This is a genomic window from Clostridium chauvoei, assembly GCF_002327185.1.
Taxonomy (GTDB): Bacteria; Bacillota; Clostridia; order Clostridiales; family Clostridiaceae; genus Clostridium; species Clostridium chauvoei.
The window spans coordinates 549,540-573,516 of sequence record NZ_CP018624.1 but is presented as its reverse complement, the minus strand read 5'-3'; the positions used below and the strand labels follow the sequence as shown (position 1 = coordinate 573,516).

The window sequence follows — 23,977 nt, the reverse complement described above, 5'->3', positions numbered from 1 at the left end:
AAAATAGGAGTTATCCACTAAACAATTAGTGGATAACTCCTTTCTTAATAGCCTATAAAGTTTTGTATTGCAAGTAATGCTTTTATATCTATTTTTTCATCTGAAGTTAATATATTCTTTGCTTCTTCTTTATCAACTAACATAACTTCTATATCTTCATCTGCTTCTAAGTTTTCTGTTGACATTTTACCATCACAACTACAATAAACAAACGCTACTGATTCATCGGTCATTCCTGTAGATACATAAGCTTTTTGTTTTGTTTTTTCATAGTCTATTTCTATTAAATCTAAACCTGTTTCTTCCTTAAGTTCACGTCTAACAGTTTCAATAAAATCTTCACCACTATCAATAAGACCTGCTGGTAATTCATATACATAATCATTAAGAGGTACTCTAAATTGTTTAATAATTACTAGCTTATCTTCTTTTATATGCTTAGCTAATATTATAACTGCATCAATTTTTTCTTCTAATCCATTAAAAAACTGATTATTTATAGTATCTAAATCTTTTCTTGATGCTATAGTCCAATTTCTTAAATCTCCATTTTTATTAGTATATTCTGCATTATATAATTTTAAATATTTAGTATCAGCTAGCATATCTACTTTATTTATTTTTACTTTACTCATATTTGCCAACTCCAATCTATATTGTTTTTAATTAATTATATAATTTTTCTATTGTTATTACAAATATTAGGCATTTTTCAATTTATTAAAAGCATAATCTAAAGCCATTTCTAAATTACTATTATTTTTCCCTGCTCCTTGAGCTAAACTTGAGCTTCCACCACCCTTACCATCAATAAGAGTTATGGCATCCTTTAATAAATCATTCATACTTATATTTTTTATATCTTTAGATGCTGCAAAAATTAAATTTGCTCTTTCATCATTTTTTACTACCATTAAAGCAATAGTGTTCTCATTTTCTACTATTTTACTTGTAAGCTTTTGAAGATATTTTATATTTTCACCATCATATATCTTTCTAACTACTGATATACTCTTAATTTTATCTGCTTCTTCAATCATTTCCTTCATTTGATATCTAGCTATCTCTTCTTCTATTTTTCTTTTTTCATCTAATGTCTCTTTAAGTTTAATATTTAAGTTTTTTATACCATTTATAGCTTCTTCTTCATTACTACTTAAATATTTGCATATTTCTAATGCAAATTTATCCTTTTTAATTGAATCATTAATAGCTCTTTTTCCAGCTAAAAATTCTATTCTAGTAGCTTTTTTATGTTTTTCCCACTTCTTAATTTTTATCATTCTAAGGTCTAGTGTTGATTTTGGATGTACTCCACAACAAGCATTTATATCTAAATCTCCAATTTTAACTATTCTTATCTCTTCATTAGTATTTGGTAAATCTCTTCTTAAATTCATTTTCTTTAATTCTTTTTTTGTAGGAGTTAAAAATTCTACTTCTATATTTTCACCTATAATATCATTTGCTAATGCTTCTGCTTTTCTTATCTTATCTTCTTCAAGATAACCTTCTATATCTATAGTGCTTATTTCTTTACCAAAATGAACACTTACTGTATTTGCATTAAATAGATTAAAGAAACATCCTGACAAAACATGTTGTGCAAAATGTTGATGCATTCCATCTTCTCTTTTTTCCCAATCTATAGAACATTTAACTTTATGTATTTTTATAGGTTTAGTTTCTACAACATGATATAAAGTTCCACCTTCTTCATAAACATCAATAACCTTATGATTTTCTATAAATCCAGTATCTCCTGATTGTCCTCCACCGCCAGGGAAAAATGCACTTTTATCTAAAACTACATGAAACTTTCCATCTAACTCTTTTATGTTAGTAATTTCAGCTGTAAAACTTTTAATATACTGATCAGTATAATATAATCTATCCATATACAAATACTCCTATCATAATTAATTTTATTTATCTAATTCTATAAAGTCCTTTAAATCTTCTTTATTGTAATTAACAACTAATTCCTTAGGAAAATCAATTTCTTTCATTAGTTTTTCACAATTATCGAATACCCCAATATCATACCATATATGAGCATCACTTCCTAAGATTATTTTAACTTGGTTATCTATACATAGTCTTAACATTTTTTTATAATTATCTAAAGCTCCTGGTCTATAGCTATCTGGCTTTAATGATGAATTATTTACTTCTAATAAAACTTTATTCTTCTTTGCTGCTTTTACTATTTTTTCATAATCTAAAGGATATCTATTATCATCAGGATGAGCAATTATTTTTATATATGGATTTCCCATAGCTTTTATTATAGCTCTAGTATTCTCTTCTTTTGAACCAAATTCAAGACATGGTGGGTGTAAGCTTGCTATAACATAATCTAATTGTTCTAAAACATCTAGCGGAATATCTATATTTCCATCATAATCAATTATGTTAGCCTCAACCCCTTTTAACATTCTTACTCCATTTATCTCTTTTTTCAAAACTCTTAAATTTCCAAAATGAAAAATATAAGGTCCTCCTGGCATATTAGGTCCATGATCCGATGTTCCTAATATCTTTATTCCATTTTCTATTGCTCCTTCTACATTTTCTTTTATAGTGCTATATGCATGACCACTTGAAATAGTGTGGCAATGTAAATCTATTATTGCTTTCATTTTTATCACTCCATTTTTTATATTCTTAATATTAATTTATATATAGTCAAAAAAAGAGTTGATATTATGATTACTAATAACCATTAATTAAACAACTCCCCTCTAAATATTAAATTTTAAAATATTCTGTCTAACTTCCCATGATTCTCTTTTAAAACTTCTATAAAACAATCAACTATTTTAGGATCAAACTGAATATTTTTATATTTTTCAAGTTCTATTATAGCTTCTTCATAAGTTTTTTGCTTATTATATGGTCTAGTAGATGTCATAGCATCAAAGCTATCTATAACTGTTAATATTCTAGCTAAATATGGAATCTCTTCTCCTTTTAAATTAGCCGGATATCCTGTACCATCATACTTTTCATGATGATATAATATTAATGGTATTACTGATTCTAAAGATTTAACAGATTTTATTATATCTACACCATTTTGTGGATGTTGCTTTAATAATTCCCATTCTTCCTTCGTAAGAGGCATTTTTTTTATTAATATATCTTTTGATATATTAATCTTTCCTATATCATGCATATATGCACCATGTACTAATATGTTTTTTTCTCTCTGATTCAAATTAAGTTCATCTGCTAATAGTCTACTATAAAAAACTAATCTTTCGCAATGTGCATAAGTATATCTGTCTTTAGCATTTATTATACTTATTAAAGTTTTTATTGATGTAACTAATTCTATATCCTTTTCATCAATATCTTTTTTTATCTCATCTAAAATTGAAGTATATGCTTCAACTCTATTTTTATAGAAAAATTTAGCTCTATATAAAGCATCATCAGCACTTTTAATAAGATCTATATCACTTTCTGCTTTTGTTGGATATGTAGAAACTCCCATCGAAACAGTTAATCTTCCATTTGGTTGATTTTCTTCACCATAGAATTTTGTTTTCTCAATTAAATTTCTTAATCTGTCTGCAAGAATTAATGCTTCACTTTCTTCTGTATTTGGAAGTATTATAGAAAATTCTTCGCCTCCATATCTACATACAATATCTTTCTCTCTTACATTTTCTTTTAATAAGCTTGATATTATCTTTAAAACACCATCACCCATTTGATGTCCATAAAGATCATTATAGTGCTTAAAATAATCTATATCAATAAATATCATAGAAATTTTTTCGTTCTTAAGATTAGATGTCATTACCTTTTCCTTTAAAGTATCATGGAAATATCTATGATTATATACACTAGTTAATCCATCTTCATTTACTAAACTTTTTAACTTATAAATATGTTCATCTTCTATTTTTACATAGTACCCAAGGGTCCATGCAGTCAGTATGAATACTCCACTTAATATTAAATCATTTTCAAAGTAACTATTTACCTCTACTCCTGGTATAAAAAATATATCTACCATTAAAATAACTATAGAGGCTGCACATGCTGTTAATATTCCTCTTTTCATTCCTGATTGTATAGTTGTAGTTATTATTATAAATAAAAATAAATATTTATATTCACTAGCATAATTCCCTGAAATAATTATTATAACTAAAAATATAAAAAAGAACAGTATATTTTCTCCAGTTTGCACATATCTCATATTTTTATAGCTTAATTTTCTAGATGTGGAAAATGCCCATATTGAATATATTGATAATAATAAGCATACAGTTATCCAAATTGTTGCTACATTATAATATAGTATTATATAATTACCTTTTTCACTTTTAAAAAAATATTGAAATATTATTATAGATATAAATAATAATGAAGCTAGTTTTACTACTGATACTATGTCATTTATCTGTTTCTGCTTATAATCTTCTATCTTGTCCATGACTTTATACCTCTTATTATAAATGTAAGAATAGAGATCGGAATATCCGACCTCTACTACTATTTGTCTCTAAGACATTTAGGTTCTTCTGGTTGATATGAACACCATACACATGCTGATGTTGCTACTACTGATGCAAATACAGTTGCAAATGCAGCTACAGCCATTAATACCTTATTATTTAATTTTCTCATATTGTACTCCCCCTTAGGATTATAAAATTTTATTAATAAAATACTCTATAATTTCAATTAACTTATGTCCAAATTTAGTTAAAGACATTACCTGCCATAACATTCCTCCACATATGCATAAAGCATAGCTTATGAAATATTTATGCCCAGTAATTTTAAAAGTTAAAATATTTATTATCACTAAAATCAAATAAATACTAACTATAATTATAGAGTTCTTTTTTAATCGTTTAATTTTTTCTTGATTTCTTATAGGCTTAGAAATACTATCTACTGGTGCTAATTTATAAACTAAATAATATGAAATTATAAAGCCTATAAATACTATAGTTAAAACTATATTTAAGCTATATATATTTTTTAATACTATAGCAATAATCAAGCTTATGCTTGTACCTATAAATGTACATTTTCCTGGTGAGGTTGCATGGGCTCCACCTGATGATTTTCTTAAAATAGTTATTGCTAAAGAAACTATAAAAGCTTCCCACATTATATTTAAAAAAGCACCTATTATTAAAACTGATACTATAGATAAAGCTATTTGTATCATAGCAAAAATTCCATATTGAATTACTTCTTTTCTATCAGTATCAAAATTTAGTTCTGATGCAATGTTATTTGCTAAGGTTTCTGATAATCTTTCTATATTATACATTTTTTAATTTCCCTTTTTTCTTTAGTATTAAGTAATATACTATTACTATAAATATTGCAATAAATAAAGAAGGAACTCCATATAATACCTTTAATATAGGATCATTAAATATGTAATTAGTATCTCTTTGCATTATGTTTTGAATTATAAATATACTTATTCCCTCTGTTGCAAATTGTATAATAAAAATAGCTATAACAGCTTTAATTGAATCTATTATATCTATTTTATTTATTTTAGCACTTATAAATATAACTATTGATATATTCATTATGCTATGTACCCCATAACTTATAGGTAAAAATCTTACTGAGTACACTACTATTCCATATAGTAAACTTGCTGAAATATACTTATTTCTATCTATCTTTGTCTTAGAAAATGAATATATAGCCAATATAAATAAAAAACCCTCTGGTATTGCTCTTAAAAAAAATTCTATTGGCGCTAGCTTTAACATGTGACTTTCTCCTTTATCATTTATATTTTCATCAATACCCTTTTAAATTTAAATCTTTTCTAATTTATTAATATATTGTATCGATTTATATATTATTATGAAAACATAAAATCTAATGAATATATCTCCTATACTTAAAACACCGTATCCTATATCAAATATATCCGTTAAAAACTTTAAATTAGTAGCTGAAGTACCTAATATATGAATATCATTTATTTTAATAAAGGAATCTGCTTTTATATATCCCGTTAAGTGTGATACAGTTGGGAATACAGGCATTTTTCCATTATTAGCCCTTATAGCAATATTATTTAAAAATCCTCCTACTATAGTAAATACAGCTCCTGTAATTGCAGGCATATACTGATTATATTTAAATATCATTGGTATATATGTACACAAATATATAGTTTTTAATACTCCTACATATTTTATTAGCTGATAATTCCCATTAAATATATTAGCTTGTATAAATATATAAACTATTTCCATAATAATAATGGGATATATAGTCCAATTTTTAAATAATGTTTTTATTTTATATCCTTTAATTTTTGAAAATATAAGTGCAATTATGATAGTTTCTATCATTTTTTACCATTTCCTCTTTTAATTCTTTATCATTTTCATTTTCTTTTCTTTATTATACTATCAACACCTATAGTTTTCCATACTTTTTGAATTATTTTTAAATTTAAATTAATTTTTCAATTTATATAAGTTTTTTATGAAATTATTAGTTCTGATATATTATTAATTAAATTTTATTATAATTTATTTCCAACACTTATTTAATAAAATTAATTGAATTATAATTATAATAATAAAAACAGGCTTTTTAAGCCTGTTTGCTATATTTCTATCTTTATAATATAATTTTTATTTGAAAATATGTCTTATAAATTCATACGGTCTATAAATTATAAGTCGTGGTCCTGAAAACTTCATAACCGATTTTATTTTTTCTTTCATATCTTTTTTATAACAATGAATCTTACATTTACTACATGAAGTTTTATTGTTTCCAAATTTACAATAATCTAATCTTTTATGAGCATAATCTAAAAGTTCACTACAATCATCACATAATTTACAATCACATTTATGCTTTTTATTACAATAAAGCCTAATCATAAGCTCTACAATCTCTTTTTCTTTTTCAATTCTACTCATATTTTACGCCTCTATCCATTAATAGGTTTTTCTTTAATGGTTTTTATTCTAAAAATAAAGTAATAGAACTTAAATAAAATAACTAGTATTAATACTACTTTTACAACTAAATTATCAATTATTATAAGCGGAAATGCCATCATTATATCTGCAAATAGTAAAATACTTATCTTAGCTTTTAATGTCATACTTCTGTTTGTCGTAAAGCTTTCTAAGTGTTTTTTATAGAGTTTTGTCCCTTTAAACCATCTATCAAACCTATCTGATCCTCTAACAAAACAAAATGATGCTAATAGTAAAAATGGTGTTGTAGGTAGTATTGGAAGTATAACGCCAATTGAGCCTAATATAACACAAATTAGTCCTACTGTTATATAGAATCCTTTTTTAAGTTTATTCATCTATCTTACCTCCTCTTTTTTACAATTAACCTTTTTAATCTAAAAAACAAAAGGTTATTCTTTATTTAAAACTCTTCAAGTAATTTCTTATTTGAAACCTTAAATACTCTATTGCATATAGATGTTGTAGATTTTCTATGTGATATTAATATAATTGTTTTATCTTCACAATTTTCTTTTATAGCCTTTAATATTTCCCCTTCATTTAGTGTATCTAAATTACTTGTTGGTTCATCTAAAATAAGTACTTGTCCATCATTTAAAAATGCTCTAGCTAATCCTATTCTTTGTTTTTCACCTGATGATAAATTACTTCCAAGTTCTCCAGCTTTAGTATCGTACCCATTTGGTAAAGTTTCTATAAATGCATGTATAGATGCTTTTTTAGCCGCTTCTATAACTTCTTCTCTAGTTGCATTAATTTTTCCTATTTTTATATTATCTTCTATAGTTTCATTGAAAAGATAGGTTTCTTGACTTACTAAGGTTTGACTTTCCCTTAATGCTTTAGTTGGTATTTCCTTTATATCTCTATTATTTATAGAAATTGTTCCCTTATTAACATCAAAAAATCTCATAAGCAATTTTACAAATGTACTTTTTCCAATTCCACTATCCCCTATTAATGCAATTTTATCGCCCTTTTTAATCTCTAAATCTATATCCTCAAAAATTTTATCTTTTCTTCCTTTATATGAAAAATCTACATTCTCATATTTTATATTTGAAACCCCTAAATTTTCATTGCCTAAAACTTCATAAACCTCTGGTTCCTCATCTAAAAGATTAAATATTCTTTCAGCACAAGCAAAAGTATGAAGTAAATTATTTGAAAGGTTACTTAAAGCAACAACTGGCCCAAAGGATGAAGCTATTATTACTATTGATACAAGCATTTCTGTAAAAGTTAAGGTATTATTTATATAAAGGATACTTCCTACTATTACAAAAGTTAATATAGCTAACATTATCACTAAATCTGTAATTGCCCTTATTATTCCTTCATGTCTTTTTATTTTATAAAGGCTATTATTTAACTTATTTGAGTTTGCATTTATCTTATTTAATCTTTCATTTCCACTATTAAATAATAGTATTTCCTTTAACCCTCTTAACGAATCTAATATATATGAGTTACTATCCCCAAAAATCTTTCTATACTCAACCCCATCATCTTTTACCATAGCTGAAGATTTATATGGTATTAAAAATCCAACTGTAAAAAAGAATCCAGCTGATATAATTCCAAATATAGGATTTATTATATATAATATAATACTTATTATAGAGTTTGTTACAATAGCTATAGCTATTGGTGCTATAGTATGTGCATAAAAAACTTCTAATAATTCTATATCTGAAGTTATGAGTGAGATAAGGTTTCCCTTCTCCTTACTTTCTAATTTAGCTGGAGCCAATCTTCTTAATACTGTAAATATTTTATCTCTTAATATAACTAATATTTTAAAAGCTATATAATGTCCTGATAATTGTTCACAATATCTAAGTAATCCTCTTAATACAGCACAAACAAGCATTACTGTTACTGAGCCTTTAAAGGATATAAACATTCCGCCTTCTATCACACTTCCAATAGCAATTGCTCCAAAGGTAGCTATTGATATAGCTGCTAAAAATCCTAAAATCCCCATAGTTATAGTTATTACCATAACTGGTATTAGTGGCTTTAATTCTTTAATTAGCCTTGTCATTATTTTAAATCCAGATTGCCTTTTCAAATTAAATCACCACCCTTATTTCTTCTAATTCTCTTTGTGTATTTATCATTTCATAGTAAGTATTTTTATTTTTATATAATTCTTTATGATTTCCACTTTCTACAACTTTACCTTTTTTCATCACATAAATATTCTCTGCATCTACTACATTTGCTAATCTATGAGATATTACTATTATTGTTTTTGTTTTAGCTAATTCATAAATAGCTTTCCAAATATCCTCTTCACTTTCAACATCAATATTAGAAGTTGCTTCATCAAAAATCATAATTTCTCTATTTGCAAGTATTGCTCTAGCTAAAGCTAACCTTTGTTTTTGTCCTCCCGATAAAAGACTGCCCCCTTCACCAACATTCGTTGATAGCCCATCTTTTAATGAACTTACAAATCCATATAATCTCGCTGTTTTTAAAGCTATCTCTATTTCTTCATTAGTAACCTTTCCATTTCCCATCAATAAATTATCTAATATACTACCATTAAATATATAGCTATTAGTTGATATTAAAGAAAGCTTATTATATATAGTATCTAATGCGATATTATTTACATTTATATCATTAAACTTTATCTCACCATTATTAACTACATATGAGTTTAATATAAGTGATGCAATAGTACTTTTCCCACTTCCACTTTCTCCTACAATAGCTACTAAACCTTTATTTTTTATTTCCATATTTATGTTTTCTAAAACTTTTCTTTTTCCATCATAACTAAAATCTACATTTTTTAAAGAAATAGTTATGTTGTCTAATTTTTTATCTGTATCTACTAAATTCTTAGTTCTTTCTTCACTATCTAATAATGCAAAAATTCTATCGGATGCTGCCATTCCATTCATAGCTATATGGAAAAATGATCCTAAAAGTCTTAATGGTATAAAGAACTCTGAAGATAATAATATAATTACTAATAAATTACCTATTAAAAGTTCTCCATTTTTAAATTGAATTAACGCTACTATAGTCCCTAGTGCTGCTCCTCCAAAAGCTATTAAATCCATTATATTTATGGAGTTAAGTTGCATACTTAAAACCTTCATAGTGATTTTTCTAAAGCCTTCTGCTTCCTCATTCATTTTATTATGTCTTTCTCCATCTCTATCAAAGACTTTTAACGTTGTTAATCCTTGAAGGTTCTCTAAAAAGACATCTCCTAAGTTTGAATAACTTTTCCAATAATTTTTTAATATTCTTTTAGCAAACTTCATTATAGCTATTATTGATAAAGGTATTAATGGGACACATAGCATAAATACTATTGCTGCCTTAAAGGAAATAAATGATAAAAACACAAATAAAGTCACAGGTGCTAATATTGAATAGAAAAACTGTGGAAGATATTTTCCAAAGTAAACTTCTAGAGCTTCTACCCCTTCTACCGTAACTTGTACTAATGAAGATGTACTTTCTACTTCATTATAGTTTGTCCCAAGACTTAATAATTTCTTGTATATAAGTTCTCTTAATGTTACTCTTGCATTTGCTGATGCTAAATAAGAAAATTTTCCATAATATAAATTACTTATATATCTAATTACTAAAAGTGTAATTATTATTCCTATTGCTCCAAGTAAAGATAAATTATGTCCCATATCGAAATCGGATAAAGCATTTATTACTTTACTTGATGAAGTAAGGATTATCTCCTCTCCCAAATAAATTCTATTAATAAATTTTCCTATTAATAAAACAATTAAAATATTGCATAGTATAGCTATCCAATTAACTAATACTGTTAATAAAACATACTTTTTTGACTCATCACATAAATTTATGAGCCTTTTATTTATCATCATAAATTTTCCTCCACTATTTATATTGATTTTCATTATCGTTCATGTTATAAAAAATATATCACCTCTATTAAGAGGTAATTATAATGATTAATTGATAATTATTTTCAATTATATTTTATATCATTTTGATATTTTTGCAATTCCTTTTAGGAAAATATTTCTTTCCAAAAAGGAATAAATATGCATCTAGGAGGCTACTTATCTTGAATATAGAACAAATTCACTATTTTTTAGAAGTTGAAAAATTTAATAGCTTTACTTTAGCTGCAGAAGAGCTATGTATCTCACAATCTTCTTTGTCTAAACAAATTAAAGCCTTAGAAAAAGAATTAAATACTCTACTTTTTAATAGAAGTACTAGAAATGTTACTCTTTCACCTTCTGGAGAAGCTTTTTTAGATTATGCTAAAGAATATTTAAATTTGCATAATAAAATAATTAAAGAAATGAAAAATCACTGTAGTAATAAATCTATATCTATTGGAGTAATGCCCTTAATTGCACAATATGGAGTAATCCATTTAATCTCATCTTTTAATAAAAAATTTCCTAATATTAATGTAAATCTAATGGAAAAAGATGAAGATAGCTTATCAGAATTATTTAATTCTTCAACTATAGATTTAGCTTTTACTAATACATTCAATATTGATGCTAATCTTTATAATATAGTTCCAGTCTTCACTGATGAACTGGTTTTAGTAGTTTCAAAAAACAATCCTTTATGTAATAAGAATAATATAAGTATTTGCGATTTGCAGGATGAAACATTTATATTATTAAACTCTAATGCTACCATATATAACCTTTGTTGTAACGAATGTCTTAAGGCAGGCTTTGCTCCAAAAACTTCTCATACTAATTGTAGGATAGAAACTATTATGGAATTAGTATCTGAAAATTTAGGAATAACTCTATTAACTAAAAAGGTTGTTGAGTATTTTAATAATCCTAACCTTAAAATAGTATCTCTTAAAAATAAACCTAAAAGTAAAATAGCCTTGATTAGTTCTAAAGATAAAGTTATCTCTAATGAATCCAAGGAATTTATTGACTTTATTACTAATTGTAACTTATCACATAAATAGAGACAGAAATTTAAAATTTAATTTCTGTCTCTTCTTCCTTAAATCCTATTATTTTAATACAAATGAATTACAATCTGTACATTCAGGCATTTTAGGATTTGCTTCATGAGTTCCTACTTCTATTACATTTAATGTGCAATAGTTTTCTGAACAAGCATGATGCTTACATTGATTAATTGTGCATTTTATACTTGGATTCTTTTGCATTTTAATTCCCTCCTTTCTTTATTTCTTTAATAGTATCTTACAAAAATAAACTTATTATTCTAGGATAATTTTCCAAAATGTTTTTTCGCTATTTCAACAGCTTCCCTAGCATCTTTTGCGTAAAAATCTGCTCCTATCATTTTCGCACATTCTTTTGTTAATACTGCTCCACCTACAAATACTTTTATATCCTTTTTTGTAGCTCTTAAAGCTTTTATAGTCTCTTCCATACTTTTTAATGTTGTAGTCATTAAAGCACTTAATCCTACTAAAGTTATATTATTTTCTATAACTGTATTTACTATATTAATTGCAGGAACATCTTTTCCTAAATCTATTACTTCAAAGCCATAGTTTTCTAATATTACTTTAACTATATTTTTTCCTATATCGTGTATATCTCCCTTTACTGTTGCTAAAACTATTTTTCCATTAGATATTTTATCCTTATTTTCCAATAATAATTTTCTTTTTAAAACTTCAAAAGAGTTTTTAACTGTTTCAGCTGATTGTATTAGCTGTGGCAAAAATATTTCTCCTTTTTCAAATTTATTTCCAACCTCATCTAAAGCTGGTATAAGATATTCATTAACAATTTGAAGTTCATCTATAGCTTCTAATAATTTTTCTGTAGCCTTAATAGCTTCATCTTTTAAGCCTTTCAAAACTATATATTTTAAATCATTTTCTTTTTGTAAATTTTCAATTATTCTATTATTGCCTCCATAGACTTCTATATATTTAGTAGAACCTTTATCAAAATTGTATAATACATTAAATGAATTTACTACATCTATCATTCCTTGTGAATTAGGGTTTAATATAGGTAAATTTAACCCATGTCCTAAGGCTACAGCTAAAAATGTTTCATTTATTACTTCTCTATTAGGAAGTCCAAAAGAAATATTGGATACGCCTAAAACTGTTTTTAATCCTAATTTCTCGCTAATTAGTTTTAAAGATTTAATAGTTTCTATAACTTCTTTTTGCTTAGCTGATGCTGTTAAAACTAAAGTGTCTATAAAAACATCTTCTTTTTTTATTCCATATTCTAAAGCTCTATTTAATATTTTTTCTGCTATTTTAACCCTTTCTTCTGCTTTCATTGGAATTCCCTTTTCATCTAAAGTTAATCCAACTACTGCCGCACCATATTTTTTAACTAATGGTAGAACTTTGTCTAATACTTTGTCTTCTCCATTTACAGAATTAACTATCGCTTTACCATTATAATACCTTAATCCATTTTCTATAGCTTTTATATTAGATGAATCTATTTGAAGAGGTACATCTAATATCCCTTGAATTTCTTTAATAACTCTGATCATAGTTTCTTCTTCATTTATTTCTGGTAAGCCTACATTTACATCTAATATGTCTGCTCCTGCATCTACTTGTATTATTGCTTGTTTTAATATATAATCCATATCCCCTTTTATTAACGCTTCTTTAAATAGTTTTTTCCCTGTAGGATTTATCCTCTCACCTATTATTTTAACGCCATCTATCTTTACTGTCTTTGAAGGGGTACATACTGCTGAAAAAGACTTTATATTACTTTTAACAGGATTTATACATTTTATAGCTTTATATATTTCCAAAATATATTCTGGTGTTGTACCACAACATCCTCCAACTATATTAACTCCATTTTCTATAAATTCTATTATACCATTTTTAAATTCTTCTTTAGATATATAATAAATTGCATCCCCTACTGAAAAAGAAGGTAAGCCAGCATTAGGTTGCACTATTATAGGAATATTAGTCCACTCTTTAATTTCTTTAACTATAGGAAGTATTTCTGATGGGCCTAAAGAGCAATTTATACCTAATGCATCCACACCTAATCCTTCTAATGTAATTGCCATACTTGATGGCTTACATCCTGTAAATGTTCTTCTACTTTCTTCAAAACTCATAGTACAAAATACTGGTAGATTGGAATTTTCTTTTACTGCTAAAACTGCTGCTTTTGCTTCATATAAATCTGTCATAGTTTCTATTAAAATAATATCTACTCCATACTTTTCTGCCAATATAACCTGCCTTTTGAAAATCTCATAAGCTTCATCAAAAGATAGAGTTCCCATTGGTTCTAAAAGTTCTCCTATAGGTCCTATATCTAAAGCTACTAAAACATCCCTATCCTCTTTAGCTTCCATTGCTAATAAAATTCCTTTTTCTACGATTTCTTCTACTGTATATATAGTTGCTTCTAGTTTTTTTTCATTTGCTCCAAAAGTATTTGTAGTAATTACTTTTGCTCCTGCCTCTATATACAACTTATGAATTTTTTTAATAATTTCTGGATGTGTTATATTTAAAATCTCTGGATTTTCACCAAGTTTCAATCCTTCTTTTTGAAGCATAGTTCCCATAGCCCCATCAAATAATAATATATTATCTTTTATAAACTCCTTAATCTCCACAATTAACTCCCTCTTTTCTGAAATTACAACTATTATAATTGCTACAATCTATACATCTTCTTTTTTTGACAATTTTATTACCATCAACAATCCCCATTATTGCTGTTACTGATCTCCTAGGAAATAAAATATTATTGGATGATACAGTCACTCCTATTTTTTTATTTGCTTCTATTATTTGTATAAAATTTTTTTGAATACCTATATCTAAGTCCCCATATCCTGGACTAAATCTAAAAGTTAAGCTTTTATTCTCTTTAATTAGATTCTCTCTAATTTCAGCTTCTATACAATCACATAATTCTTCTACAATTGTAGTTGCACACGCATCCATTATTAAAGCTTTTGTTAAATTAATTCTTTCATAAAGTTTTATCTTTTTTTCTACATCACTACCTATTGTAACTGCAATTAAAATACACTCCTTTGAGTTCTCTAAATGTTTTTTTATATCTTCTCCTTTTAATAATAAACTATCACTATTCATGCTTATCTCATTATTTTTCCTATCTATATTATAAAATTTATATACATATCGTGGTATTATTAATTCTTTAACTTCTTTTCTGCACTCCTCTATAACACAATCTAATTCCTTATCTATTTCTTGACCCTTATAGCCTAGATATCTAAGTACTTCTTTTTTATTAACTTCAAACTCTTTAATATTTTTCATATTACAATACTTCCTTTAGATAACTTATCATCATTTACATATCTTAGTATTGTTTTAATATTATCATTTATTCTTCGAGCTATATAAGGATTATTCATTGTGTATAAATGTATCCCATCTACTTCTGAAGAAATTAAATCAACTATTTGCTCTACAGCATATGCTATTCCAGCATCTCTTAAAGCTACTTTGTCATGCTCATATTTGTCAATTATCTTTAAAAACTTTTTAGGTAAGGTAGCTCCACAAAGAGAAACTATTCTTTGTATTTGTCTAGTATTTACAACAGGCATAATTCCTGCTTGAATAGGAGATTTTATATTATTTTTTTCTTTTTTATCTAAAAAATCATAAAAATAATTATTATCAAAAAACAACTGAGAAATAAAATGATTTGCACCCTCTTGCTCTTTCACTTTTAAATACATTATTTCTCTGTTTACATCTTTATAATCTTGATGTCCTTCTGGGTAACAGGCTCCTGAAATATTAAATTCATTTCTCGATTTTTTTATATATTCAATAAGATCTTTTGCATAATTAAATTCACCTTTTATCTCTTTATTTATAGGTATATCCCATCTTAATGCAAGTATATTAGTTACTCCAATTTCAGATAAATCATTTAACATAAAATCTATTTCTTTTTTTGTTGAACCTATACATGTTAAATGAGCTAAGGTTTCAATCCCATATTTATTTTTAACTAAAGCAGATAACTCTCTAGTTCTATTTTCTACTAAATTCCCTCCAGCCCCATAAGTTACGCTTATAAAGTCTGGATTTAAATCTTTCAATTCTTCTAATGTAGAATATATAGTCTTTATATCCGATGTTGGTTTAGGGGGAAAGATCTCAAAGGAAAAGACTACTTTCTTTTTGTTAAATAATTCTGTAATACTCATATATACCTCCAATAGTATATTCTCTTATCCCTCCTAACCTAATAAATTTATAAAAAAAATACCTAAAGGATAACCTTTAGGTATGTAAAATTCGCCTATAAAATCACCCTTATCTATCAGGAATTAGCACCACATTCTATTGAATAAACAATAAAATAGGTTGCCGGGTTTCATAGGGCCAGTCCCTCCACCACTCTGGATAAGAAAATATTTATTTTTTATCATTATACACTAGTTAGAAAATGTTGTAAATATTTTTAATTAATTTTATTTATATTAAAATATTCATCTTTAAATATAGCCATTAATATATCATCATGATATTTTCCATTTCTATATATTTCTTTTTTAAGTATACCCTCTTCTTTGAATCCTATTTTCTTATAACACGCTCTAGCTCTTTCATTAAAAGAAAATACACTTAACTTTATTTTATCCAAATTTAATTCTTCAAATATAAATTTTATAAGAATCTTTAAAGCGTCAGTTCCATATCCCTTGCCCCAATATTCTTTATCTCCTATCATTATTCCTATAACACAATTTCTATTTTTTATATTAGTAGAATTTATACTGCATCCACCTATATATTTATTAGTTTTTAAATCCTCAATTGCAAAATCATATGTTAAATTTGCATTACTCTTTCTTGTTTTAATCCAAGCTTCCTCTTCCCAAATAGTCATTGGAAATGCTGCATCAACAGAAATAAACTTTTTTACTTCTTCATCATTAAGAAACTCATGTGCCTTTACAATATCTTCTTCTTTATAAGCTCTAAGTTTAACTAAATCCCCTTTAATCATTTTTATCCCCCTCATAAGTTTTCTTAAAATATTATCACTCAATTTAAATTGAGTCAATATTTTCCTTATAAAAATAAACCCATTAAGAAAAATTCTTAATGGGCTTTATATGATCAATTATTTTTTTACTAGTAACAATACTATTGAGATTATACTAAATGCTAAACTTATAGCATTTATATAGGTTACAACTTGTCTTGGACTGAAACCCTTCGCTTCTAATCTATAATGTATTTGACTTCTATCAGCTTGATAAACAGGCTTTCCTTCTGAAAATCTTTTGAATATAACAAATAAATTATCAAATATAGGTACTGCTAAAGCTAATATCGGTATAAATAAACTCATTATAGTTGCTTGTTTAAATGCACCATCTAAAGCTATTATACTTAATATAAAACCTAAAAAATTTGCACCTGAATCCCCCATAAATGTTTTAGCTGGATATTTATTATACATTAAAAATCCAATAGCTACTCCTGAAACTATAAGAGACATAATAACAGATTCACTTTGATTTAATATTAAAGCTGCTCCTGCAAAAGTAATAGCTGAAATAAATGATAATCCTCCTGCTAATCCATCCATGCCATCTGACCAATTTATAACAGTAGTTACTCCGAATATCCACGTTATAGTTAAAATAAATTGGATAATTGGATTTAAAGTTATGTACTCACCTGTAATTGGATTAGTAAATCCTACAAATGCTATTCCTGCTTTAAATATAAGTACTGCTGCCAATAGCTGAATTATAAGTCTTGGATATATAGGAAATTCTTTTCCTCTTGATTTATAAAAATCATCTATAAATCCAATAAATAAAATTAATAATGAACTAATAGTTAACCATATTTTCTCACTTATTGGAGATGTATTATTTATTGTTAGATAAACAGTAAAGAAACCAATAAACATAGCTACTCCACCACATAAAGGTATCTCTCCTCTATGTTTTTTTCTCTTCGTTGGTTTATCTGTAAAATTATATTTAAAAGACATTTTCATTAATAGTGGCATAATTAAATACACTATTAAAAATGACATTGCAAACGCTAGTATATATTGCATAATCGATTACTCCTTAGATTATCTTTGAATAAAAAATTCCTATGTTAACGAATAATTTCTTATCTATTATACTATTATTGCCAACCTTTATCAACCGAAAGTAATTATATAATTTAGTATGATGTTACTTGGATTTTTATGTAAATTAAAAGAGAGCCCTAAGGCTCCCTTTTAGTTAACTTCTTGCTTCTATCATATCTTTAACCTTCATTAATCTAGTTAAAGCTCCTCTTTCATTTTCATCAAGTTTCATTCTTATATACTTGATAGTTTCTTGAAGAGATGGTATTGTCATATATTCAAGAGCATTAACTCTTCTTCTAGTCTTTTCTATTTCATCAGCCATAAGCTGTGTTGATTTTTCAACTTCTGCAAGTTCTAGAAGTTTTGGTAGTATTCCATAAAGTTTTCCAATAGCATCATCTAATTCTGCAGATGTATTAGCAAATCCATAAGGATATATGCTTCCCTCATCTCCTTCTAGTTGTCTCTTGAAATTCATTTCAGGAACATTAACACTCATGATGTTTTTTGTTCCAACTTCAACTGAAATACTTTCCTTTGGATAAGCTACTGCTTCCTCAAGAAATTCAGAACTCATTACAGCACTTGCCATAACAAAATCCTTCAATGAGCCTTGAAGTTCAGCTTCTACAGACTTTCTTAACTCATTATTATATTTAACAAGATTAACGAATTGTCTCATAAGCTCATCTTGCTTATCCTTTAGTAGTTTATGTCCTCTAACAGCTGTTGTTAATCTTTTCTTCAGCTTAGACATTTCCATTCTAGTAGGATTGACGTTTAATCTTGCCATGATCTATTCTTCATCTCCCTTTGGCATATACTTTTCAAGATATTCATCTCTAATTCTCTTAAGTTCTGTCTTAGGAAGTATCTTAAGAAGTTTCCAACCTAATTGTAATGTTTCTTCAATTGTTCTATTAGTAGTGAATCCTTGTGAAACATATTCATTTTCGAAAGCTTCAGCAAATTTTGCGTATTGTTTATCAGTATCAGAAAGAGCTGATTCCCCTAAGATAGCTGATAATTCTTTAGCTTGCTTACCTTGTGCATAAGCTGAGAATAATTGGTTCATTGTATCAGCATGGTCTTCTCTAGTCTTTCCTTTACCTATACCTTTATCTTTAAGTCTTGAAAGTGATGGTAATACATCTATTGGAGGCATAATACCTTTCTTATATAATTCTCTTGAAAGTATTATTTGTCCTTCTGTTATATATCCAGTTAAATCTGGAATTGGATGTGTCTTATCATCTTCAGGCATTGTTAATATAGGAATTTGAGTGATTGATCCTTCTCTTCCTCTTATTCTACCTGCTCTTTCATATAATGTAGAAAGGTCAGTATATAGGTATCCTGGATATCCTCTTCTACCTGGAACTTCTTTTCTAGCAGCAGATACTTCTCTTAATGCTTCTGCATAGTTTGTTATATCTGTAAGTATTACAAGAACTTGCATTCCCTTTTCGTATGCTAAGTATTCAGCACAAGTTAATGCCATTCTTGGAGTAGCTATTCTTTCGATAGCTGGGTCAGATGCAAGGTTCATAAATAGAACTGCATTATCTATAGCACCTGTTCTTTGGAATTCTTCAACGAAGAATTGTGATTCTTCGAATGTAATACCTATAGCTGCGAATACAACTGCGAAGTTAGAGTCTGAATTTAAAACTCTCGCTTGTCTAGCAATTTGAGCAGCTAACTCTTTGTGTGGAAGACCTGAACCTGAGAAAACAGGTAACTTTTGTCCTCTAACAAGAGTATTAAGACCATCTATAGCAGAGATACCAGTTTGGATAAACTCTGATGGGAAGTCTCTTGAAACTGGGTTTATAGCTTCACCATTTATATCTAATCTTTGTTCTGGTATGATATTTGGACCATTATCTATTGGATTACCCATACCATCGAATATTCTACCAAGCATATCTTCTGATACACCTAATTCAAGAGGTCTTCCTAAGAATTTAGCTTTAGTTCCCTTTAAGTTGATTCCTGAAGAACCTTCAAAAAGCTGTACCATTGCTTTTGATCCTTGTATTTCTAGAACCTTACCTCTTCTTTTTTCACCAGTTTGAAGTTCAACTTCAACTAGTTCATCATATTTAACGCCTTCAACACCTTCAACTACCATTAAAGGCCCAACAACTTCTGTAACAGTTCTGTATTCTTTAAGCATTTTGAACCCCTCCTTCGTTGATTAATGTATCTATAGCAGCTTTTAATTCATTAGCAATATCATCCATTTTAGCTATATCTTCTTCGTGAATGTACTTACTTCTAGCTATCTTATCTCTTACATCATCTAATTTTAATATCTTATCTAAGTAAACTCCAGCATCTAAAGCTCTTTCTGATTCAACTTGGAATAAAAGTATTAATTTAAGCATTCTGTATTGCTTTCCTAATGAAGCATACGTATCTATTTCATGGAATGCATTTTGTTGAAGATAATCTTCTCTTATTGACTTAGCAACTTCTAGCTTTAATCTATCTCTTTCTGATAGAGCATCGATACCTACAAGTCTAACTATTTCTTCAAGTGATGATTCTTCTTGAAGTATAGTCATAGCTCTTTGTCTTAAGTATGACCAGTCTTCTGCTATTTCCTTGTTCATCCAACTATCTATAGTATCATCATATAATGAATATGAGTTTAACCAGTTAATTGATGGGAAATGTCTCTTATATGCAAGTTGTGCATCTAGCCCCCAGAAAACTTTAACTATTCTTAGTGTTGCTTGTGATACTGGTTCTGAAATATCTCCTCCTGGAGGTGATACGGCACCGATTGCTGTTACAGCACCTTCTCTGCCATCTTTACCTAAACAAACAACTTTACCTGCTCTTTCATAGTAATCAGCAAGTCTTGATCCTAAGTATGCTGGATATCCTTCATCACCTGGCATTTCTTCAAGTCTACCTGACATTTCTCTTAATGCTTCTGCCCATCTTGAAGTTGAATCTGCCATTATTGATACTGAGTATCCCATATCTCTGAAGTATTCAGCTATTGTAATACCTGTATATATGCAAGCTTCTCTAGCAGCAACTGGCATATTTGAAGTATTAGCTATAAGTACTGTTCTCTTCATTAAGCTTTCCCCAGTTTTTGGGTCAATAAGTTCTGGGAACTCGTTAAGAACATCTGTCATTTCGTTACCACGTTCTCCGCATCCAACGTAAACAACTATTTCACTATCTCCCCATTTAGCTATAGCATGTTGAACAACTGTTTTACCAGCTCCGAATGGACCTGGAACTGCAGCAGCTCCACCTTTTGCTACTGGGAAGAAAGTATCTATAACTCTTTGTCCTGTAGTCATTGGTGCTTCTGGTTTAAGTTTCTTAGCATATGGTCTACCTTTTCTAGCTGGCCATTTTTGCATAAGCATTATGTTCTTTAAACCTTCTTTTGTTTCTACAACACAAACAGTTTCATCAACTGTAAATTCTCCTGATTTTATTTCCTTAATAGTTCCTTCTACTCCGTAAGGTACCATTATTTTATGAAGTACAACTTTAGTTTCTTGAACTGTTCCTACAACGTCTCCTGGTGCAACTTCATCCCCAACTTTAGATGTTGGTTTAAATTCCCACTTCTTTTCTCTATTTAATGATTTAACTGCTACACCCTTCTTTAAAAATGGTGAATCTGCAGCTTTTTCTATAGCATCAAGTGGTCTTTGAATTCCATCGAACATTGACTCTATAAGTCCTGGTCCTAGTTCTATACTTAATGGTTCTCCAGTTGTTATAACTGGGTCTCCAGGGCCTATTCCTGTAGTTTCTTCGTAAACTTGGATAGATGCCTTATCGCCTCTCATTTCAATGATTTCACCGATAAGACCCTTTTCTCCAACCTTAACCATGTCGAATATATTTGCTTCGTCCATTCCTTCAGCAACAACTAAAGGACCTGCAACCTTGATTATCTTTCCGGTCTTCAAATTACTAACCTACCTTCCTTATAAAATGTTAACGCCAACAGCTTTTTCCACACTATCACTAATTCTCTTAAGACCAATATTTAATGATCCTTGATTACTTGGAATTAATATTACAGCTGGAAGTAATTCTTCATTGTAACGAGCTATTGTTTCTTCGATTTCTTGAGCTACATGCTCTGTTACGAATATAACTGCGTAATCATTTCTTGCACATTTATCAACTGCTATTCTAGCTTCATCAGCTCCAACTACTGGGAAAACATCTATTCCTAGTGCTTTAAAAGCTAAAACTGAATCCTTATCTCCAACAACTCCGATTTTCTTATACATAAATATCACGCAGCCTTTCTTTTATTACTTCCTCAGCAATATTATTAAGCTTGCCAACCATTATAATTCTTATTATTTTTATCTCTGTTTCCTTTGCGTAAATATATGCTAATATTCTTTCTGGCCCAAAGGTAACAAGTTTAGAATCCTTCATAAGTGCCATAATATAATTATCACTTAATTTTTCTAAAAGATTTACAGAATCTGTATTAATATAAGCTTCTATACCTTCTTTAATCATATCTGAATAAATTGTACTATTAAGCTTAGATATTATATTTTCTGGTGATTCATTAATTAGTGAAACTAATGTACTTGGATCTATAGCTCCACCTGGAACTAATACCTCTAAAGCAAATTCTCTTCCCTTGTTTTGCTTCTTGATTCTTAATAATGTTCTAACATTAGTTGAATCAATTATTGCTTTTACAAGTTTATCTGTAAATCCATAGTTTAGCTCATTTTTAAGTTCAACCATTTCTTTAAACATATAATTATCAATAATTATATCTATCTTTTGAGGATCTTTAGTAATTTCAAACTCAGCTACAGCTTCTAATACTGCTCTTTCTAATTTTGAATCTAGTTCCTTATAATTTTCACTATCAATCTTACGCTTAACTTCAGTTAATTCTAAATCTCCTAAATGTATAAGCATATATGATAAATCTTTTTCAAGGAATTTTCCTTTTAAAAGTACTTTTAAGTTGTGATAATCATATTTAATACTCATTAATCTAACTACATCTTTAACTGGGCAAAGTTCCTTTACTAAATCGTAAACTCTCTTTAACTCAGATGTTAGAATTTCTTCGTAATCTGTAGTTCTTTTAACATTAGCCATTACATTTGAATACTCAGTTTCACCAAGTATCTTTAATGCTTCATCTGCTGAATCAGCATCAATCATTCTTTCTATTTTGGCCTTATCAAGGAGTCTGGTTTCTAATACCCAAATTCTTGATAATGCTTGGGTAAATTGCATTACGTCCATCCGTTACCCTCCTTAATTAAATAACACTCTTGCTACTTCAAACTCCAATTCATCTCTTAATGAACTTACTAAAGCTTCATATGTGTTATTGATTTCTATGCCATTCTTTTCAAGAATAAATCCACCTTTGAATTCTCCAGCTTCTGAACTTAATTTAATATTTCCGTTATTGCCTAATGCTTCGTTTAATTCATATATAAAGGCAATATCTACAACTTCAAGTCCTTCATTATTTAAAATTAAAGTTTGATCTCCAATTTCTCCTAATGCAAGTATTGATTCTCTTACAAAATTTAAGAATTCTTCTTTTGAAAGTGTAGTTAACTTATCTACACTTTTCTTAAAGACATCTTGAATAACTTCTTGCTTTGCAGCCAATTTGTTATTTCTAACTTTAAGTGCTGCTGCAGATAGTATTCTTTCTTTTCTAGTCTTAGCTTCTAATTCAGCTTTAGTTATAATTTCAGCCTCTAATTCTTTAGCCTTATTAACTTTCTTTGAAAGAATTTTATTCTTTTCTTCTTCAGCAGAAGCTAATATATTTCCCTTTCTTTCTTCTGAATCCCTAAGGATTTTAGAAGTTAAATTATTTACATTTGACATAACGTATTCTCT

Annotated in this window: 25 protein-coding genes and 1 riboswitch; of the genes, 1 reads left to right on the top strand and 24 read right to left on the bottom strand. The window is 27.8% G+C overall.

Features of this window, described 5'->3' with window-relative positions:
• Window positions 1-44: 44 nt before the first annotated feature.
• The 12 genes from BTM21_RS02645 to BTM21_RS02590 all read right to left on the bottom strand — a co-directional run bounded on the left by BTM21_RS02645 (window position 45) and on the right by BTM21_RS02590 (window position 10,879).
• Window positions 45-635 (bottom strand): NUDIX hydrolase, encoded by a 591-nt coding sequence (locus BTM21_RS02645; RefSeq protein WP_021876273.1) that lies wholly within the window; start codon window positions 633-635, stop codon window positions 45-47.
• A 66-nt stretch (window positions 636-701) separates the two neighbouring features.
• Entirely contained in the window at window positions 702-1,898 is a 1,197-nt protein-coding gene (locus tag BTM21_RS02640; RefSeq protein WP_021876274.1) for a DHHA1 domain-containing protein, read from the bottom strand.
• A 27-nt stretch (window positions 1,899-1,925) separates the two neighbouring features.
• Complete coding sequence (locus BTM21_RS02635; protein WP_021876275.1) at window positions 1,926-2,642, bottom strand: phosphatase; 717 nt, start codon at window positions 2,640-2,642, stop codon at window positions 1,926-1,928.
• Window positions 2,643-2,758: 116 nt separating this feature from the next.
• A complete protein-coding gene (locus tag BTM21_RS02630; RefSeq protein ID WP_096145323.1) occupies window positions 2,759-4,450 on the bottom strand; it encodes a diguanylate cyclase in 1,692 nt (563 codons plus the stop codon).
• A 59-nt stretch (window positions 4,451-4,509) separates the two neighbouring features.
• Window positions 4,510-4,644, bottom strand: a complete 135-nt coding sequence (locus tag BTM21_RS02625) for a cyclic lactone autoinducer peptide (protein WP_021876277.1) — start codon at window positions 4,642-4,644, stop codon at window positions 4,510-4,512.
• A 19-nt stretch (window positions 4,645-4,663) separates the two neighbouring features.
• On the bottom strand, window positions 4,664-5,302 hold the full coding sequence (locus tag BTM21_RS02620) for an accessory gene regulator ArgB-like protein (RefSeq protein ID WP_079481528.1): 639 nt from the start codon (window positions 5,300-5,302) through the stop codon (window positions 4,664-4,666).
• Complete coding sequence (locus BTM21_RS02615) at window positions 5,295-5,762, bottom strand: hypothetical protein (protein WP_021876279.1); 468 nt, start codon at window positions 5,760-5,762, stop codon at window positions 5,295-5,297. The genes BTM21_RS02620 and BTM21_RS02615 overlap by 8 nt, the downstream gene beginning before the upstream one ends.
• A gap of 48 nt (window positions 5,763-5,810) precedes the next feature.
• The gene (locus BTM21_RS02610; RefSeq protein ID WP_079481529.1) at window positions 5,811-6,356 is read right to left on the bottom strand and encodes a DUF5317 family protein; all 546 of its coding nucleotides are present in this window, start codon (window positions 6,354-6,356) and stop codon (window positions 5,811-5,813) included.
• Window positions 6,357-6,644: 288 nt separating this feature from the next.
• Complete coding sequence (locus BTM21_RS02605) at window positions 6,645-6,938, bottom strand: nitrous oxide-stimulated promoter family protein (RefSeq protein WP_079481530.1); 294 nt, start codon at window positions 6,936-6,938, stop codon at window positions 6,645-6,647.
• Window positions 6,939-6,949: 11 nt separating this feature from the next.
• Window positions 6,950-7,339, bottom strand: a complete 390-nt coding sequence (locus BTM21_RS02600; protein ID WP_021876281.1) for a YbaN family protein — start codon at window positions 7,337-7,339, stop codon at window positions 6,950-6,952.
• A 65-nt stretch (window positions 7,340-7,404) separates the two neighbouring features.
• Window positions 7,405-9,078 carry an ABC transporter ATP-binding protein gene (locus BTM21_RS02595; RefSeq protein ID WP_079481531.1) on the bottom strand — a complete coding sequence of 558 codons (1,674 nt, stop codon included), beginning with the start codon at window positions 9,076-9,078 and terminating at the stop codon, window positions 7,405-7,407.
• A 1-nt stretch (window position 9,079) separates the two neighbouring features.
• On the bottom strand, window positions 9,080-10,879 hold the full coding sequence (locus tag BTM21_RS02590; protein WP_079481532.1) for an ABC transporter ATP-binding protein/permease: 1,800 nt from the start codon (window positions 10,877-10,879) through the stop codon (window positions 9,080-9,082).
• Between the two features lie 203 nt (window positions 10,880-11,082).
• On the opposite strand from BTM21_RS02590, the gene BTM21_RS02585 reads away from it, so the two are divergent.
• Window positions 11,083-11,967, top strand: a complete 885-nt coding sequence (locus BTM21_RS02585) for a LysR family transcriptional regulator (protein ID WP_131431639.1) — start codon at window positions 11,083-11,085, stop codon at window positions 11,965-11,967.
• A gap of 48 nt (window positions 11,968-12,015) precedes the next feature.
• Here BTM21_RS02585 and BTM21_RS02580 read toward each other — a convergent pair whose 3' ends face one another.
• From BTM21_RS02580 to BTM21_RS02525, 12 genes are all read right to left on the bottom strand, one after another.
• Window positions 12,016-12,174: a DUF1540 domain-containing protein gene (locus tag BTM21_RS02580; RefSeq protein ID WP_021876285.1), complete on the bottom strand. Its 159-nt coding sequence runs from the start codon at window positions 12,172-12,174 to the stop codon at window positions 12,016-12,018.
• A gap of 59 nt (window positions 12,175-12,233) precedes the next feature.
• Entirely contained in the window at window positions 12,234-14,606 is a 2,373-nt protein-coding gene (locus BTM21_RS02575; RefSeq protein ID WP_079481533.1) for a homocysteine S-methyltransferase family protein, read from the bottom strand.
• A complete protein-coding gene (locus BTM21_RS02570) occupies window positions 14,596-15,282 on the bottom strand; it encodes a vitamin B12 dependent-methionine synthase activation domain-containing protein (RefSeq protein ID WP_096145322.1) in 687 nt (228 codons plus the stop codon). Before BTM21_RS02570 ends, BTM21_RS02575 begins: the two co-directional genes overlap by 11 nt.
• Window positions 15,279-16,187 (bottom strand): methylenetetrahydrofolate reductase [NAD(P)H], encoded by a 909-nt coding sequence (gene metF, locus BTM21_RS02565; protein ID WP_079481535.1) that lies wholly within the window; start codon window positions 16,185-16,187, stop codon window positions 15,279-15,281. The genes BTM21_RS02570 and metF overlap by 4 nt, the downstream gene beginning before the upstream one ends.
• A gap of 106 nt (window positions 16,188-16,293) precedes the next feature.
• Window positions 16,294-16,393: riboswitch (SAM riboswitch) on the bottom strand.
• A gap of 51 nt (window positions 16,394-16,444) precedes the next feature.
• Complete coding sequence (locus BTM21_RS02560) at window positions 16,445-16,993, bottom strand: GNAT family N-acetyltransferase (RefSeq protein ID WP_079481536.1); 549 nt, start codon at window positions 16,991-16,993, stop codon at window positions 16,445-16,447.
• Window positions 16,994-17,110: 117 nt separating this feature from the next.
• Complete coding sequence (locus tag BTM21_RS02555; protein WP_079481537.1) at window positions 17,111-18,064, bottom strand: MraY family glycosyltransferase; 954 nt, start codon at window positions 18,062-18,064, stop codon at window positions 17,111-17,113.
• A gap of 175 nt (window positions 18,065-18,239) precedes the next feature.
• Window positions 18,240-18,881, bottom strand: a complete 642-nt coding sequence (locus BTM21_RS02550) for a V-type ATP synthase subunit D (protein WP_079481538.1) — start codon at window positions 18,879-18,881, stop codon at window positions 18,240-18,242.
• Between the two features lie 3 nt (window positions 18,882-18,884).
• On the bottom strand, window positions 18,885-20,267 hold the full coding sequence (locus BTM21_RS02545) for a V-type ATP synthase subunit B (RefSeq protein ID WP_066673475.1): 1,383 nt from the start codon (window positions 20,265-20,267) through the stop codon (window positions 18,885-18,887).
• Complete coding sequence (locus tag BTM21_RS02540; protein WP_096145321.1) at window positions 20,260-22,038, bottom strand: V-type ATP synthase subunit A; 1,779 nt, start codon at window positions 22,036-22,038, stop codon at window positions 20,260-20,262. Before BTM21_RS02540 ends, BTM21_RS02545 begins: the two co-directional genes overlap by 8 nt.
• An 18-nt stretch (window positions 22,039-22,056) precedes the next feature.
• A complete protein-coding gene (locus BTM21_RS02535) occupies window positions 22,057-22,368 on the bottom strand; it encodes a V-type ATP synthase subunit F (protein WP_079481539.1) in 312 nt (103 codons plus the stop codon).
• Window positions 22,361-23,362 carry a V-type ATP synthase subunit C gene (locus BTM21_RS02530; RefSeq protein ID WP_079481540.1) on the bottom strand — a complete coding sequence of 334 codons (1,002 nt, stop codon included), beginning with the start codon at window positions 23,360-23,362 and terminating at the stop codon, window positions 22,361-22,363. The genes BTM21_RS02535 and BTM21_RS02530 overlap by 8 nt, the downstream gene beginning before the upstream one ends.
• A 12-nt stretch (window positions 23,363-23,374) precedes the next feature.
• Complete coding sequence (locus BTM21_RS02525; protein WP_021876295.1) at window positions 23,375-23,965, bottom strand: V-type ATP synthase subunit E; 591 nt, start codon at window positions 23,963-23,965, stop codon at window positions 23,375-23,377.
• Window positions 23,966-23,977: the final 12 nt, after the last annotated feature.

What these genes read in the sequence shown, in the direction of transcription:
- BTM21_RS02580 (WP_021876285.1), bottom strand. Translation starts at nt 12,174, where the DNA reads ATGCAAAAGAATCCAAGTATAAAATGCACAATTAATCAATGTAAGCAT.
- BTM21_RS02605 (WP_079481530.1), bottom strand. Translation starts at nt 6,938, where the DNA reads ATGAGTAGAATTGAAAAAGAAAAAGAGATTGTAGAGCTTATGATTAGG.
- BTM21_RS02525 (WP_021876295.1), bottom strand. Translation starts at nt 23,965, where the DNA reads ATGTCAAATGTAAATAATTTAACTTCTAAAATCCTTAGGGATTCAGAA.
- BTM21_RS02555 (WP_079481537.1), bottom strand. Translation starts at nt 18,064, where the DNA reads ATGCAATATATACTAGCGTTTGCAATGTCATTTTTAATAGTGTATTTA.
- BTM21_RS02530 (WP_079481540.1), bottom strand. Translation starts at nt 23,362, where the DNA reads ATGGACGTAATGCAATTTACCCAAGCATTATCAAGAATTTGGGTATTA.
- BTM21_RS02535 (WP_079481539.1), bottom strand. Translation starts at nt 22,368, where the DNA reads ATGTATAAGAAAATCGGAGTTGTTGGAGATAAGGATTCAGTTTTAGCT.
- BTM21_RS02640 (WP_021876274.1), bottom strand. Translation starts at nt 1,898, where the DNA reads ATGGATAGATTATATTATACTGATCAGTATATTAAAAGTTTTACAGCT.
- BTM21_RS02600 (WP_021876281.1), bottom strand. Translation starts at nt 7,339, where the DNA reads ATGAATAAACTTAAAAAAGGATTCTATATAACAGTAGGACTAATTTGT.
- BTM21_RS02590 (WP_079481532.1), bottom strand. Translation starts at nt 10,879, where the DNA reads ATGATGATAAATAAAAGGCTCATAAATTTATGTGATGAGTCAAAAAAG.
- BTM21_RS02630 (WP_096145323.1), bottom strand. Translation starts at nt 4,450, where the DNA reads ATGGACAAGATAGAAGATTATAAGCAGAAACAGATAAATGACATAGTA.
- BTM21_RS02550 (WP_079481538.1), bottom strand. Translation starts at nt 18,881, where the DNA reads ATGGCAAGATTAAACGTCAATCCTACTAGAATGGAAATGTCTAAGCTG.
- BTM21_RS02620 (WP_079481528.1), bottom strand. Translation starts at nt 5,302, where the DNA reads ATGTATAATATAGAAAGATTATCAGAAACCTTAGCAAATAACATTGCA.
- BTM21_RS02610 (WP_079481529.1), bottom strand. Translation starts at nt 6,356, where the DNA reads ATGATAGAAACTATCATAATTGCACTTATATTTTCAAAAATTAAAGGA.
- BTM21_RS02635 (WP_021876275.1), bottom strand. Translation starts at nt 2,642, where the DNA reads ATGAAAGCAATAATAGATTTACATTGCCACACTATTTCAAGTGGTCAT.
- BTM21_RS02625 (WP_021876277.1), bottom strand. Translation starts at nt 4,644, where the DNA reads ATGAGAAAATTAAATAATAAGGTATTAATGGCTGTAGCTGCATTTGCA.
- BTM21_RS02560 (WP_079481536.1), bottom strand. Translation starts at nt 16,993, where the DNA reads ATGATTAAAGGGGATTTAGTTAAACTTAGAGCTTATAAAGAAGAAGAT.
- BTM21_RS02570 (WP_096145322.1), bottom strand. Translation starts at nt 15,282, where the DNA reads ATGAAAAATATTAAAGAGTTTGAAGTTAATAAAAAAGAAGTACTTAGA.
- metF (WP_079481535.1), bottom strand. Translation starts at nt 16,187, where the DNA reads ATGAGTATTACAGAATTATTTAACAAAAAGAAAGTAGTCTTTTCCTTT.
- BTM21_RS02615 (WP_021876279.1), bottom strand. Translation starts at nt 5,762, where the DNA reads ATGTTAAAGCTAGCGCCAATAGAATTTTTTTTAAGAGCAATACCAGAG.
- BTM21_RS02645 (WP_021876273.1), bottom strand. Translation starts at nt 635, where the DNA reads ATGAGTAAAGTAAAAATAAATAAAGTAGATATGCTAGCTGATACTAAA.
- BTM21_RS02545 (WP_066673475.1), bottom strand. Translation starts at nt 20,267, where the DNA reads ATGCTTAAAGAATACAGAACTGTTACAGAAGTTGTTGGGCCTTTAATG.